The organism is Pseudoduganella danionis, assembly GCF_009720775.1.
Classification (GTDB): Bacteria; Pseudomonadota; Gammaproteobacteria; order Burkholderiales; family Burkholderiaceae_D; genus Rugamonas; species Rugamonas danionis.
The window spans coordinates 668,130-681,791 of the sequence record NZ_WNKW01000001.1; the positions used below are offsets into that span (position 1 = coordinate 668,130).

Genomic DNA, 13,662 nt, shown 5'->3' on the forward strand with positions numbered 1-13,662 from the left:
CGAGGGCGAATACAGTGCAATTTGGCAGTTTAGGGCGACAAGCAGACGCCTACAATGGGGCGATGGTTGACACATTGTCGCCAGAATCGAGACAATGGCGGCATGGATCAGTTACGCGCGATGGAAATTTTTGTCGAAGTGGCACGCTGGCGCAGCTTCAGCGAGGCCGGCCGCCGGCTGGGCCTCACGCGGGCCATGGTCAGTAAGCACATACTTCAGCTGGAAGAGCGTTTGCAGGCGCGGCTGCTGCACCGTTCCACGCGCGAGGTCAGCCTGACCGATGCGGGGCTGGCCTACCTGGCGCCGTGCCAGGCCACATTGGCGCAGGCGCAGGAAGCTACCCGCACGCTGCATCAGGTCAGCCAGGCGACGGCCGGGGCGGGACTGGCGGGGCCGCTGCGCATTCAGGCCCCGTCGAGCTTTGGCAGCGAGTGGCTGGCCGATGCCGTGGCACGCTTCGCCGCACTGCATCCGCAACTGACCCCGATGTTGTACGTGGACGACGCTCTGCTCGACCCGATTGCGCACGGATTTGATCTGACCATCCGTGTCGGCGGAATTCCGGATGTGCACGCGCTGGCCATGCGTCCGCTGGCGCCGTGCCGCGGCATGCTGTGTGCCTCGCCCGACTATCTGCAGCGCTACGGCGTACCGCGCCACCCGCAGGAATTGCAGCAGCACCGCTGCCTGCATTTCAGTCATCTGACGGATGGCACGCTGTGGCAGTTTGTACGGGGCGAGCAGCGCGAATCGGTGCGGGTGACGGCCAGTTTTACGGCAAATAACGGCGTGGTGCTGCAGCAGGCGGCCCAGCGCGGGCTGGGCATCGTCTACAACACGACTTTTCTGGCATGGCGCGCGCTACTGGCCGGCACGCTGGTGCCGGTGCTGCAGGACTGGGCGCTGCCGCTCAACCATCTGAGCGCGCTGTATCCGGCCAGCCGCCAGCCGTCGGCCAAAGTGCGCGCGCTGATCGATTTTCTGCTGGCTGAATACCAGCCCGTGCCGCCGTGGGATCGCGAGCTGATGGCAGCGGGGCTGCTGGTCGCTTAGGCGGCGGGGCTGGCCTGCCCGGTGCTGACCTGCCAGGCACCGTCGCGGTACACGCATTCTTCGCCCAGATACACGCCTTCGGTAATGGCGAAGACGTCGATGTGGTAGCGCGTGTCGGCACGGCGGAACTGCGGCTTGGCGTACTGGCCATGCTTGGCGCCCAGCGACAGGTGGATGCCGCACATGCGCTCGTAGGTGCCGATATCGGCCACCATGCGTTCGCGCGAGAAGGCGCGATTCATGCCGAAGCCCAGTTCGCGCAGCCAGACTTCGCCTTCATGGGCGCGTATCAGTTCCAGCACGGTGTCGAATTCGGGCGTACTGTTTTCCGTGCCGCTGACGCGGCCTTTTTCCACGATCAGGGTAATCGGCGTGGCCGGATGGTTGACGCGGAAGCTGGTATCGCCGAATACATAAATACGCACGCGGCCATTCACGGCTTCCAGATCCTGCGCTTCCGTGAACACTTCACCCAACGGATACTGGCCGCCGACGTTCTGCATGGCGCTGTAGTCGCCGATATTCAGCTTGGCCGTTTCGAACGGCGAACCGAATACCAGCTTTTCGCCCGCGCCGCTATCGACCACGCCATACGGCGCCTGATCAATGCGCGCCTTGAGCGCGTGGCCCACGCCGCGGTAATAGGCCGGATCATAGGCCAGCGCGTCGATGTAGAGCAGGCCCTGCGCCGTATCGGGCATGCGCGCCAGATGCACGTGCTCGATCACTTTCAGACCCCGTTTGAACAGTTCGATGCGGACCCGGAAGGCTTCCAGCCGGAAGCTGGTGGACTGGATCAGTACCACCAGATCACCGGCCTGATAACGGTCGAATGCAGCCAGCACCTGCTCCGGCGTAACGCTGTCGAAGTCAATAAATTCGGCTTGCGGCAGGCTGCGGCGGTAGCCTTCGGTCAGCGCGCGGTTCAGATCGGTGCGCTGGTCATGCACGATCAGGGCGGCCTGCTGCTCGGTCAGGCCGATGGCGATGCGCACCGTGTTGCCGATATTGATGGCTGCCGTATCCACTGCAGATTCCGGAATCACGCCGTAAGGGCTGGCAGGAGTGGTGCTGGCAGGGGTAGGGGAGTTCATGGTGGCAAGGGCAGCAAAGCAGTTAAATGGGGACAGCCGGCATTATACGGCTTGCGCCAGCTTGATTATCCGCAACGCCACGTTCCTACGCTTTCTCCTTGTCTTGTGCAAAATCGCAGGATAGAATCGAAATATAGCCTAGCAGCAACATAACAACAGGAAGCGTGATGAGCGTATTAATGGGACAGGATTTGCCGTACGAGCGGCCGGATGCAACGGGCCGCGCGGCCCTGTTTGTGCCGACCCCGAACATCAAGCCTGATGTGCTGGAAACCGTGCGCAAGGGCGCGGCGATCGTCGGCTTTGGTAATCACGACCGCACGCTGACGATCTATTACGAGAGCAACCGTTTCAACGAAGCGCATCTGCAGAAGTGGGAACACAAGGCGCGTAAGGCCTTTGACCGGCTGGTCGACAATCTGCCTACCGTCTCGAAAATGACGGTCAAGGCCGAGAACTTCGAGCAGGTGGGTTACATCAGCCACAAGGGCATCTTGATACGCCGGATGGAAAAGCTGCGCAACTGGCTGGATCAGTCGGACGCGCTGGATGGCGCGCCGGAAGCGGAAACCATCGCGTTTGCACCGCCGGCAGCACCGAAGAAGATCAACGCCGAATAAGCCCGGCGTGCGCGGAAACCATACGCGGCACGCAAAACAGCCACCCTACCGCCTCAGGTAGCGTGGCTATTTTTTTGCGCGTGCTTGATGTGGACCACGTTATTGGCTTCGTTCGGGCTAGGTGGCACGGCATCGGGCGCATCGCCGAGCACCACCGACAGATCGACGAAGCCGGCCCTCCACGCCCGTTCCAGATCCTGCTCGATGGCTTCCAGCGTGGTGTGTTCGAAGTTGGCGAAGCCGCGCAGGCCATACGCACGGTGGCGGCCATGCGCCTTGGCCAGATACAGCGCCATGTCGACCAGATTCACCACGCGCTCCCATGGCAGCGGGGTGCCGTCGGGGGCCAGCGGGAAGGGCGCATAGCCGACCGAGACCTGCACCGTAATGCTCTGGCCCTGATATTCCACTTTCTGGGCCGCGATGCTGCGTAGGATGCGGCGCGCCACATCGTCGATGCCGTGGCGTGACACGGCCGGCAGATAGGCGAGGAATTCTTCGCCGCCCCAGCGTACGATCATATCGGTTTCGCGCAGCGCCACGCGCAGGTGTTCGGCCAGCATTTTCAGCACGGCGTCGCCGGCTGCATGGCCGTAGCTATCGTTGATATGCTTGAAGTGGTCGACATCCAGCAGGAGCAGGGCGCCCACCAGATCGGACTCGCGCGCCTCGCTGTGCGGCAGCGCGCGCATGAAGTCCTGGAAGTGGCGGCGGTTGTACAGCGCCGTGAGCGGATCGCGCACCGACTGGGCCTTGAGTTCCAGATTCTTCACTTCCAGCTGGGCATTCGCATGGCGCACGCGGCGGTACAGCATGCCGACGATGAGGGCGCCGAGCGCCGTCACCAGTGCCAGCAGCCACCATACGCGCTGCTGCAGGCGCTTGTTATCGAGCTCCGTGCCTTTGAGCTGGTTGTCGCGGCTCAGCAGTTCGATCTGGCGCTGCTTCTTCTCTGTCTCGTATTTCTCCTGCAGCTCCAGCACGGCCTGCTGGCGGCGCCGTTCAAACAACTGGTCGGAAATGGTGCGCTCGCGGTGATAGGCCGAGACGGCACCGGCCGTATCGCCCACCCGTTCCAGCGCCTCGCCGTATTCGCGCAGGGCATCCTGCAGCAGCGGCTTGTTGTTCTCCTGCTCGTAGCGGTTCAGCGCCTGTTCGTATTGCTGCTTGCCTTCGGCAATACGGCCCATCGCCAGATAGGCCTGGGCCAGATTGGCGCGCGCAGTCGATTCCATGCTGCGGTCGCCGGATTTCTGGGTTGAACGCAGCGATTCGTTGGCGTACTGGGCGGCGCGCGGATAATCGTGCAGCTTCAGATAGGCGTCCGACAGATTGCCTAGCGCCATACCTATCCCGCGTTCTGAGCCCAGTTTGCGCATCAGGTCCAGTGCCAGTTGCTGCGCCTGTATGGCCCGTTTGTACTGGCCGATTCCCACTGCCAGCACATACTCGGTGGTCTTGGCTGCCGCCATGCGCCCCGGTGAACGCAGCTGGCCGGCCAGCTCCAGCATTTCCTGCAGCGTGAGGTCGGCCTTGTCGTACTCTTTCATCTGGGTGTATAGCTGGGTCAGTGCATTCAGGGCACCGAACAGCATGACGGGATCGCTGGTGGCCTGACGCGCCGTATCGAGTGCCTGCTGCATCTTGCTCAGGGCGGTAGGGAAGTCACCCTGTTCGGCATAGGCTTGCCCCACCGTCACCTGAGCCTGCGAACGCAGGACCAGATCGCTGCTCTTGTTGGCCAGTTTTTCCGCTTCGAAGGCTAGCTGGTAGGCGGCCCGGGCTTCGGCTTTTTCGAACAGCACATAGCTCTTGGCGAGCAAGCCTTTGGCCAGCATGGCGTCATCGCGCTGGGCGCGGCCGAAGCTGATCAGCTGTTCCGTATCGGCCATGGCAGCGTCGAGCTGGCCCGTGCGCAAGTGGGCCACGCTGAGCTGGTTGATCAGTTCGGCGCGGGTGGCCGGCGGTTCCTGTTCTGCCTTGGCTTGCAGGGCCAGCAACTGGGTCAGGGCTTTTTCGGGGACGAAGCGGCTCTGGTCGCGGATATCGAGGATGCGCTGATACATACCGGATTCCTCGGTTTGTGCCGAGGCCAGTAGCGGCGACAACAACAATGCAGCAGCCAGCGCGAGCGCGCTACGGTGCTGCCGTGGGCGGTGTATCCGTGCTGCCAACGATCGGTCTCCTGGGATGATGGCGCGATTAAATTGTGTAGTAGATTATATTCTTGTTGCTGATTGGAAATCCCGTGCAACCTTGTATTTTCGCGAAAACGCCACAGTTTCGGAGGAGGCGGCGCGCTAACTGTTGGATTGCTGCAGCGCTGAACAGGTGAATCTTATAAAAATATAATGCTTGCACGGTTCAGATTCAAGCCGCCAGTTGCTGCAGCAGGTAGAGGCGCTGGTAGATGCCGTCGTTTATCTGCATCAATTGCTCGTGCGCACCTTGTTCCGCAATGCGGCCATGGTTGAGCACGATGATGCGGTCGGCATCGCGGATGGTCGAGAGGCGGTGCGCAATCGCGATGACCGTCACGCGGCCGCGCAGCGCATCGAGTGCCGTCTGCACGATCTGCTCGGTCTGCGAATCGATGTGCGAGGTGGCTTCGTCGAGCAGCAGGATGCGTGGCTGGCCGGCCAGCGCGCGGGCTATCGCCAGCAACTGCTTCTGGCCCACCGACAGGCGCGAGCCGCCCTCGCCGAGCGGACTGTCGTAACCCTGATCGAGCGCGCAAATGAAATCGTGGGCATGGGCCGCGCGTGCCGCTGCTTCGATGGCGGCATCGGACAGGCCGCGTCCCATGTCGATGTTTTCCCGTGCCGATGCCGCCAGCAGGAAGGGATCTTGCGGCACCAGACCCACTTCGGCGCGGAAGCGCTGATTGGCGATGCTGGCCAGCGGCGTGCCGTACAGGCGGATGCTGCCCTGCTGCGCCGTGTAATAGCGCAGGAGCAGGGCCAGTAGGGTGGATTTGCCGCTGCCCGTGTGGCCGACGATGCCGATATAGCTGCCGCTGGCGATCTGCAGCGACAGGTCGTGCAGCACGGTGCTGCCGGGATGGTAGGCAAAGCTCAGATGTTCGATGCTGACGGCAGCAGCATCCGTCGCCGCTGCGGACGCGCTGCTGCTGGCGGCGCTGGACGGACCGGCGTGGTCGCCGCCATGTTCGTCGGCGCGGGCTTCGTCGAGCAGCGTGGCGACGCGCGCGCTGGCCACGACCGATTGCTGCAACTGGCTGAACTGCATGGTGATCTGGATCAGCGGTTCGATCACGCGTGCCAGATAGCTGATGAACGCATACAGCACGCCCACTTCGGCCGCCGTCATGGGGCGCTGGCCGAACAGGAAGATCACGGCTGCCAGCAGGATGATGTTGAACAGGTCGAGCGCAGGGCGTAGCAGCCAGGCATTGGCGCGCAGCTCGGCCAGACGGGCGTGGTAGTGGTCCTGATTGGTGCGGGCGAAGCGCTGGCCGAAGCGGCGCTCGGCATTGCTGGCCTGGAGCACGCTCATGCCGGCGATCGATTCGGCCATCTGGGCATTGATGTCGCTGCGCAGCGCGCGGGCACGCGTCACGGCCGGTGCGCTCCAGCGCTGGTACAGCCAGACGATCAGCAACACCATGGGCAGCAGGGCCAGCACGATCAGCATCAGATGCCAGTCCAGCCATGCCATGGCAGCCACCGTGCCGATCAGCACGATGGAACTGTCGAGCATCACGAACAGTACCTGGATGTACAGAGTCTTCACGGCTTCCGTGTCATTGGTGACGCGCGACACTAGCTGGCCCGTGATGGCGCGGTCAAAGTAAGCCATGGGCAGTTGCAGCACATGGCTGTAGACCATTTCGCGCAAGCGCATCACCGAGCGCATGGCCAGACCGGACAGGCGCACCAGTTGTAGGTAGCGCAGGCCGCTGGCGATCCAGCCCGTCAGCACCACGCCGGCCAGCAGCGCGGCCATGCGCGGCCAGTCCAGATGGTGTGGCAGCAGGTGTTCGTCGATCAGCGCCTTGCCCATGATGGGGCCCAGCACTTCCAGCAGGGCGGCCAGCACCAGCCAGATGATCGCGCGCCAAAGGTGGTGCAGATCGGGCTGGGCGGCGCGCTGCAGCAGCGCCAGTGCGGGACGGAATGCCTGCGCGGCCGGGGTTTTACTGGTGGATTCAGGATGCATCGAGACTGGCTTCCAGTTGTTGATAGCGCCACTGGCTGGCATACCAGCCGTCGGCGGCCAGCAGTTGTTCGTGGCTGCCCGTTTCGCAGATGCGGCCGGCGCGCAGCACCACGATCAGGTCGGCGTTGACCACGGCGCTCAGGCGATGGCTGGCGATGATGGCGCTGCGGCCGTGGCGCTGCTGGCGTAGCTGCTCCAGATGCTGCAGGATGCGGGTTTCCGTGCCCGTATCGACGGCCGACAGGGCATCGTCGAGCAGCAGCAGATCGTTATCGGCCAGCAGGGCGCGTGCAATGGCGACGCGCTGGCGCTGGCCGCCGGACAGGGTAATGCCTTTCTCGCCCACAGGCGTGGCATAGCCTTGCGGGAAGCGCAGGATGTCGTCGTGGATATCGGCCAGACGGGCCGCCTGTTCGATCTCGGCGCTGCTCGCTTCGGGGCGTGCCAGCGCGATGTTCTCCGCAATCGAGGCCGAGAACAGGAAGGATTCCTGCGGTACCCAGCTAATCGCAGCGCGCAGCGCCTGCAACTGGTAGGAGGCCAGCGGCTGGCCGGCCCAGACCACGCTGCCCGATTGCGGCGTGAGTTGGCGCAGCAGCACGCGTAGCAGCGTGCTCTTGCCGCTGCCGGTAGGGCCCACCAGCCCCAGCGTCTGGCCGGCAGCAAGCGTCAGCGTGATGTCTGCCAGCGCGGCCGCGCTCTGCTGCGCATAGTGGTAGTTCACGTTCTGCAGCACCAGCGCGCCGCTGGCCACCTGCGCCAGCGTGCCGTGATCATCGATCACCAGCGGCGCATCGAGCATGGGTTGCAGACGCTGCCAGGCAGCGCGGCCCCGTTCTATCAGCGAGAGTACCCAGCCGGCCGCAAACATGGGCCAGATTAGCTGGCCCAGATACATGGTAAAACTGGTCAGCGCACCGATGGTTAGCTGCTGCTGCCAGACCAGATAGCCGCCCAGTCCCAGCGTCAGGCCGCCAGCCGCCGTCAGGGTCAGGCCGACAGCCGGTTCATAGGCCGCTTCCCACACCTGCGCACGCAGGCTGGCATCGGAGGCGTGCTGCGCCAGCGTGGCGAAATGCTGCGCGCTGCGCTGTTCCAGACCCAGTGCGCGCAAGGTGCGCACGCCGGACAGGGTTTCCTGCACATGGTCGTTGAGGGCGCTGAAATGCTTGAGGGTTGCCGTGGCCGCCGTGTGGATATGGCCCGAGATAAACCAGAACGACCACGCCATCAGCGGGAACGGCAGCAGGGCAATGCAGGCCAGCCGCCAGTCCACGCCCAGCAGCATCACGCCCAGCACCATGGCCAGCGTGAGCGCACCGTCGAAGCCGGCCAGCATGGCTTCGCCGGCCGCCATTTCGATGGCGTCGATATCGTTGGTGGCCAGTGCCATCAGGTCGCCCGTGCGCTGCTGCTGGTAGAAGGCGGGGCCCTGCAGCGTCAAGCGGGTGTAGAGGCGGGTGCGCAGCGAGACGCCCAGCTGGTAGGCGGCGCCGTACAGGATCTGGCGCCAGCCCACGCGCAGGAAATAGATGCCGGCACCGATCAGCAGCAGGTAGCTGATTTCGCGCAGCAGCTCGCTACTGCCTAGCGTATGGTTGGCCAGCCCGTCTATCATGGCGCCCACTTTGCGCGGCACCCAGATGGAGAGTGTCGCCACGCCGGCCAGCATGATGGCCGAAAGCGCATAAGCGCGGCTGTGCTGGCGCACAAAGCCGCCTATCAATCGAGAAAGTGTTGCCATAGAACCCAGCATGAAGCATACAGCCCGCTAGGATACACCAAAGCAAGGCGGGATCAGGGCAGGCCTGGCGCCCGCGCTGATCCCGTCTCATTGCTATGCGTTTCTGGACCCGCTGTTTGTCGGGCCTGAGCCCTGATAGCGTGCAATTGCCAGGCGATTGCCGCGCTGCCGCTGCTACTTATTTCTTGGCTTTGCTGGCGGGCTTGGCTTTGGTAGCGGCTTTGGCTACCGGCACTTCCTTGACTTCCACGACTTCCGCGTCGATCAGCTGTGCCTGCACGGGAGCGGTGGTGACGATTTCCACCGCCACGGCTTCCACGGCCACGACAGGTGCAGGCGCGACGGCAGCTACCGGCTTGGCTGCGGCCGGCTTGGCACTGGCCGGTTTTTCGGCCACGGGCTTGCTCACGGCTGCCAGTTTAGGGGCTTCTGTTTTGGCCGGTGTCTGCTGCGCGGCGGCGCTGGATGGCGTGAGTTTCTGCAGGCTGGCCTTGGCGTTTTGCAGCAGTTCCGTCTGCGCGCTGGCAGCGATGCTGTAGAGCGCGCGGCCATAGTCGAATAGCTGGTCGAAATTGAGAGTGTCCGCCTTGTTCAGTTCGAGCAGCTCCTGCGGGCCACGGGCTTCCAGCAGTTTCCTGGCCGTGGCGGAACTTTGGGCCACGCTGGTGCGGCTGGTGTTGAGGTTGAGCGCAAACAGTTTCTCGGCACTTGCAACGGCGCTGCTGGCCAGCGTGTTGAGCAGGGTGATCTGGTTTTCTAACTGGCTGCGGGTGGCTACGGAAAACTGCTCGGTGATCGAAGACATGGTTTCTCCTGGGCGATTAGAATGTCGGCACGGTTGCGCTCTGCCGGTTGATTTGGTGCGATGCAATAATTTGATTCTAGCCTTGAATATTGGGCTTGAAAAGTATTTTCGTATCTTGTTACCAATGAATTACTGCGGCGCAATAATTTACGGGTTTTCATGAAAGGACGCCACCATGGCGATCAAGCTGGATAAAGATGCGGAGCAGCGCCTGATTGGCTCCATACAACGTTATTGCGCCGAGCATCTAGACGAGGAAGTCGGGGAGCTGAAGGCCAGGCTGCTGCTGGATTTCTGTTTGCGTGAAATCGGCCCCTCTGTCTACAATCAGGCCATCCTCGATGCGCAGGCCGCCATGCAGGACCGGATCGCCGAATTGCAGACCGAGTGCTACGAGACGGAATTCTCATACTGGAAAAAATAAGCGGGAGCGCATATGGATGTTTCGGTCGATACAGTGATCCGCAATGCCAGCCTGGCCGATGGTCAGCGCAGCGTGGATGTGGCCATCGCGGCCGGACGCATCACGGCGCTGGGCCCGGCCCTGCCGCTGCGCGGGGCACAGGAAATCGATGCACAGGGTGATCTGCTCAGCGCCCCGTTTGTCGATGCCCACTTCCATATGGATGCTACGCTCAGCTACGGCCTGCCGCGCGTGAATGCTTCCGGCACGCTGCTGGAAGGCATAGCGCTGTGGGCCGAGCTCAAGCCGCAACTGACCCAGCAGGCGCTGGTGGATCGGGCTTTGCAGTATTGCGACTGGGCCGTGGCACGCGGCCTGCTGGCCATACGCTCCCATGTGGACGTATGCGATGACCGCCTGCTGGCAGTGGAAGCGCTGCTGGAAGTGCAGCGCCAGGTGGCGCCCTACCTCGATCTGCAACTGGTGGCCTTCCCGCAGGATGGCGTGCTGCGCAGCCCGACGGCGCTGGCCAATCTGCGCCGTGCGCTCGATATGGGCGTGGACGTGGTAGGCGGCATCCCGCATTTCGAACGCACCATGGCGGACGGCGCCGCCTCGGTACGCCTGCTGTGCGAACTGGCGGCCGAGCGGGGCCTGATGGTGGACATGCATTGCGACGAATCGGATGATCCGCTGTCACGCCATATCGAAACGCTGGCCTATGAAACCCAGCGGCTGGGCCTGCAGGGGCGGGTGGCCGGTTCGCACCTGACTTCCATGCATTCGATGGACAACTATTATGTGAGCAAGCTGTTGCCGCTGATACGCGAAGCGGGCGTGGCGGCGATCGCCAACCCCCTCATCAACATCACCCTGCAGGGGCGGCACGACAGCTATCCCAAGCGGCGCGGCATGACGCGCGTGCCGGAACTGCTGGCGGCCGGCATCGAGGTGGCGTTCGGCCATGACTGCGTGCAGGACCCGTGGTACAGCCTGGGCTCGGGCGATATGCTGGAAGTGGCGCATATGGGGCTGCACGTGGCGCAGATGACGGGGCAGGACGCCATGCGGGCCTGCTATCAGGCCGTCACCAGCAACCCGGCCCGCATCCTCGGCCTGCAGGGCTATGGCGTGGCAGTGGGGAATTACGCCGATCTGGTGCTGCTCGATGCGCCCGACCCCGTGGCCGCCATCCGCTTGCGCGCTGCGCGCCGGCTGGTTATGCGGCGTGGTAAGGTGCTGGCGGAGGCGCCGCGTGCAGTCAGTCGTCTGCATATTGATGGCCGTCCGGCGCAGGTGGATTTCCGTTTGCAGCGCTAGACGCCACAGTACGGCAGCCTAAGCTGGACTTGCCGTATGAAATCCTCGACAATCGGGATGTGCTTTCTGTTGCGCGCTGGCAAAGTGCCCTGCAGTTCTGTAGCGCCGCGTGACGTCCTGTTTTCTCTGAGGTTTATTCCTAGCATGAAGATATTGAGTACCGAGCGCCTGCATCTGCGCACCATGAATCCGGAAGACGCAGCGTTTTATTTCGAACTGGTCAACGACCCTACCTGGCTGGAAAACATAGGCGACAAAGGCGTGCGCAGTGTCGAAGGTGCGCGGACGGCGATACAGGACGGACCCATGGCGATGCAGGCCCTGCATGGTCACTCGCTGTATGTGATGGAGCGCCAGAGCGATGGCCAGCCGCTGGGCCTGTGCGGCCTGATCAAGCGCGACACCCTGCCTGCTGTGGATATCGGCTATGCCATCCGGCCCGCCTATTTCGGTCAGGGCTACACTTACGAAGCGGCTGCCGCCGTGCTGGCCTATGCGCGCGAACAGTTGAAGCTGCCCGCGCTGATGGGGATTACCAAACCCGGCAACGTGAATTCTATCCGCCTGCTGGAGAAGCTGGGCCTGTGTTATATCGGCAGTGAAGTGTTTCCGCCGAATACGGAAGCGACCAATAAATACCGTATCGAGTTCACGCCAGCCTGAGCTGCAGGCTCGCTTGCTGGCCTTTTGAAAGTTTCACAAGAAAACTTGGTTTGTTAAATTTTTTCCGCTGTTGGTATGGGGCTCTCCATCCGGGGCGGACATGATGGTTCCGAATTGTTACCAAGGGGGAAGTCATGAATTTGTCGAATCTGAAAATCGGTCTCAGGCTGCGCTTACTCGGGGTATTCTTTTTCATCGCTTTATCCATCGTCGCCACAGGCGGATGGCGTACGCTGCACGACACCAATGTCACCAGTGCGCAGGCCATGGCCCGTTCCGTCGCGCTGAGCCAGGCCATCGACGGGGCCCGCGCTGCGCAGGTGGAATTCAAGATACAGGTGCAGGAATGGAAGAACATTCTGATCCGGGGCAATGACCCGGCAGCCCTGCAGAAATACACCGAGGCCTTCGTCAAAGGCGGCGAACAGACGCGCGCCAAACTCAAGCAGCTCGACACCCAGCTGAAAAAGCTCGAGCTGGCTACGCCGCTGGTGGATGATGCGATCCGCACCCAGAACGAGCTGGTCAGCAAATATCTGGCAGCCCTCAAGCAGTACGACAGTGCTAATCCGGAGAGTGTGCACATCGTGGATGGGCTGGTGAAAGGCATGGACCGTGAGCCGACCAAGAAGATCGACGACATCGTCGCCTACATCGGCAAGGAATCGCAGCGGCTGACGGAGGAAATGGCAGCGGCCAATGCGTCCGCCTACAAGCAGGCCTTGCTGGCCATGGCGATCACCTTGGCCGTGACGCTGGTAGTGGGCTGGGTAACCGTGGTGGCGCTGATCCGCAGCATTACCCGCCCCTTGAGCGAAGCGGTGGATATGGCACAGACGGTGGCTGCCGGCGATCTGCGCACGGAAGTGCAAGTACGCAGCGGTGATGAAATCGGCGAACTGCTGGGCGCACTCAAGCAGATGCAGAGCAATCTGAGCGACATCGTCGGCAAAGTGCGCGAAGGGACGGACAGCATCTATATGGCCTCGTCCGAAATCGCCAAAGGCAATCTCGATCTGTCGGGACGCACGGAAGAGCAGGCCAGCTCGCTGGAAGAAACCGCCGCCGCCATGGTGGAACTGACCACCACCGTGCAGCAGAACAATGCCAATGCCACGGAAGCTTGCCGGCTGGCCGATGCCGCATCGAGCGTGGCCGCCAAAGGTGGCGACGCGGTCGAGCAGATGGTGCGCACCATGGGCTCGATTAATGAATCCTCGCGCAAGATTGTCGACATCATTGCCGTGATCGACGGCATCGCCTTCCAGACCAATATCCTGGCCTTGAATGCAGCCGTGGAAGCAGCGCGTGCGGGCGAGCAAGGGCGCGGCTTTGCCGTGGTGGCTACGGAGGTGCGCAATCTGGCCCAGCGCTCGGCGGCGGCGGCCAAGGAAATCAAGGAACTGATCGGCGATTCGGTCGAGCGAGTGGAAGCGGGCAGCCGGCTGGTCGGGCAGGCGGGTGCCACCATGGATGAAGTGGTGGCCAGCGTGCAGCGGGTGACGGCCATCGTCAGCGAGATCAGCGTGGCCAGTGTGGAACAGCGCGATGGCATCGAGCAGATCAGCATCGCCATCAGCCAGATGGATAGTGTGACCCAGCAGAACTCGGCGCTGGTGGAAGAATCGGCGGCGGCAGCGGAAGCGCTGGAACAGCAGGCGGCGCGGTTGACGGATGCCGTCAGCGTGTTCAAGCTGCAGGGCGGGGTCAGGCTGGCGGTTGCCCCCAAGCGTAACTTGCTGCCAGCACCGGCCTGACCGTTTCAGGCCGGCATGACAGGC

General features: G+C 62.8%; 11 protein-coding genes. 6 read left to right on the forward strand and 5 right to left on the reverse strand.

The genetic code is table 11. The features are described from left to right. The first annotated feature begins 102 nt into the window (after nt 1–102). The gene (locus GM655_RS02865) at nt 103–1,053 is read left to right on the forward strand and encodes a LysR family transcriptional regulator (RefSeq protein ID WP_229632347.1); all 951 of its coding nucleotides are present in this window, start codon (nt 103–105) and stop codon (nt 1,051–1,053) included. Here GM655_RS02865 and GM655_RS02870 read toward each other — a convergent pair. Further along, complete coding sequence (locus tag GM655_RS02870) at nt 1,050–2,147, reverse strand: M29 family metallopeptidase (RefSeq protein ID WP_155433103.1); 1,098 nt, start codon at nt 2,145–2,147, stop codon at nt 1,050–1,052. The genes GM655_RS02865 and GM655_RS02870 overlap by 4 nt on opposite strands. A gap of 167 nt (nt 2,148–2,314) precedes the next feature. Here GM655_RS02870 and GM655_RS02875 point away from each other — a divergent pair, with 167 nt between their 5' ends. Next, the gene (locus GM655_RS02875; protein ID WP_155433104.1) at nt 2,315–2,767 is read left to right on the forward strand and encodes a hypothetical protein; all 453 of its coding nucleotides are present in this window, start codon (nt 2,315–2,317) and stop codon (nt 2,765–2,767) included. Between the two features lie 53 nt (nt 2,768–2,820). Here the strand turns inward: GM655_RS02875 and GM655_RS02880 are convergent, their stop codons facing one another. From GM655_RS02880 to GM655_RS02895, 4 genes are all read right to left on the reverse strand, one after another. Next, nucleotides 2,821–4,941 (reverse strand): diguanylate cyclase, encoded by a 2,121-nt coding sequence (locus GM655_RS02880; protein ID WP_308807394.1) that lies wholly within the window; start codon nt 4,939–4,941, stop codon nt 2,821–2,823. 196 nt (nt 4,942–5,137) lie between these two features. Next, complete coding sequence (locus GM655_RS02885) at nt 5,138–6,946, reverse strand: ABC transporter ATP-binding protein (protein WP_155433105.1); 1,809 nt, start codon at nt 6,944–6,946, stop codon at nt 5,138–5,140. Next, nucleotides 6,936–8,690, reverse strand: a complete 1,755-nt coding sequence (locus GM655_RS02890; protein WP_155433106.1) for an ATP-binding cassette domain-containing protein — start codon at nt 8,688–8,690, stop codon at nt 6,936–6,938. The genes GM655_RS02885 and GM655_RS02890 overlap by 11 nt, the downstream gene beginning before the upstream one ends. A gap of 178 nt (nt 8,691–8,868) precedes the next feature. Beyond that, nucleotides 8,869–9,495, reverse strand: a complete 627-nt coding sequence (locus GM655_RS02895) for a phasin family protein (protein WP_155433107.1) — start codon at nt 9,493–9,495, stop codon at nt 8,869–8,871. Between the two features lie 175 nt (nt 9,496–9,670). Between GM655_RS02895 and GM655_RS02900 the strand changes: the two genes are divergently transcribed. The 4 genes from GM655_RS02900 to GM655_RS02915 all read left to right on the forward strand — a co-directional run bounded on the left by GM655_RS02900 (nt 9,671) and on the right by GM655_RS02915 (nt 13,638). Next, the gene (locus GM655_RS02900; protein ID WP_155433108.1) at nt 9,671–9,919 is read left to right on the forward strand and encodes a DUF2164 domain-containing protein; all 249 of its coding nucleotides are present in this window, start codon (nt 9,671–9,673) and stop codon (nt 9,917–9,919) included. A gap of 12 nt (nt 9,920–9,931) precedes the next feature. Next, nucleotides 9,932–11,218 (forward strand): amidohydrolase family protein, encoded by a 1,287-nt coding sequence (locus tag GM655_RS02905; RefSeq protein ID WP_155433109.1) that lies wholly within the window; start codon nt 9,932–9,934, stop codon nt 11,216–11,218. Nucleotides 11,219–11,362: 144 nt separating this feature from the next. Continuing rightward, nucleotides 11,363–11,881 (forward strand): GNAT family N-acetyltransferase, encoded by a 519-nt coding sequence (locus GM655_RS02910; protein WP_155433110.1) that lies wholly within the window; start codon nt 11,363–11,365, stop codon nt 11,879–11,881. Between the two features lie 134 nt (nt 11,882–12,015). Continuing rightward, nucleotides 12,016–13,638 (forward strand): methyl-accepting chemotaxis protein, encoded by a 1,623-nt coding sequence (locus GM655_RS02915; RefSeq protein WP_155433111.1) that lies wholly within the window; start codon nt 12,016–12,018, stop codon nt 13,636–13,638. The last annotated feature ends 24 nt before the right edge of the window (nt 13,639–13,662 follow it).

Coding starts and splice junctions, on each gene's coding strand:
- GM655_RS02870 (WP_155433103.1), bottom strand. CDS start 2,147: ATGAACTCCCCTACCCCTGCCAGCACCACTCCTGCCAGCCCTTACGGC.
- GM655_RS02885 (WP_155433105.1), bottom strand. CDS start 6,946: ATGCATCCTGAATCCACCAGTAAAACCCCGGCCGCGCAGGCATTCCGT.
- GM655_RS02900 (WP_155433108.1), top strand. CDS start 9,671: ATGGCGATCAAGCTGGATAAAGATGCGGAGCAGCGCCTGATTGGCTCC.
- GM655_RS02895 (WP_155433107.1), bottom strand. CDS start 9,495: ATGTCTTCGATCACCGAGCAGTTTTCCGTAGCCACCCGCAGCCAGTTA.
- GM655_RS02905 (WP_155433109.1), top strand. CDS start 9,932: ATGGATGTTTCGGTCGATACAGTGATCCGCAATGCCAGCCTGGCCGAT.
- GM655_RS02915 (WP_155433111.1), top strand. CDS start 12,016: ATGAATTTGTCGAATCTGAAAATCGGTCTCAGGCTGCGCTTACTCGGG.
- GM655_RS02875 (WP_155433104.1), top strand. CDS start 2,315: ATGAGCGTATTAATGGGACAGGATTTGCCGTACGAGCGGCCGGATGCA.
- GM655_RS02910 (WP_155433110.1), top strand. CDS start 11,363: ATGAAGATATTGAGTACCGAGCGCCTGCATCTGCGCACCATGAATCCG.
- GM655_RS02865 (WP_229632347.1), top strand. CDS start 103: ATGGATCAGTTACGCGCGATGGAAATTTTTGTCGAAGTGGCACGCTGG.
- GM655_RS02890 (WP_155433106.1), bottom strand. CDS start 8,690: ATGGCAACACTTTCTCGATTGATAGGCGGCTTTGTGCGCCAGCACAGC.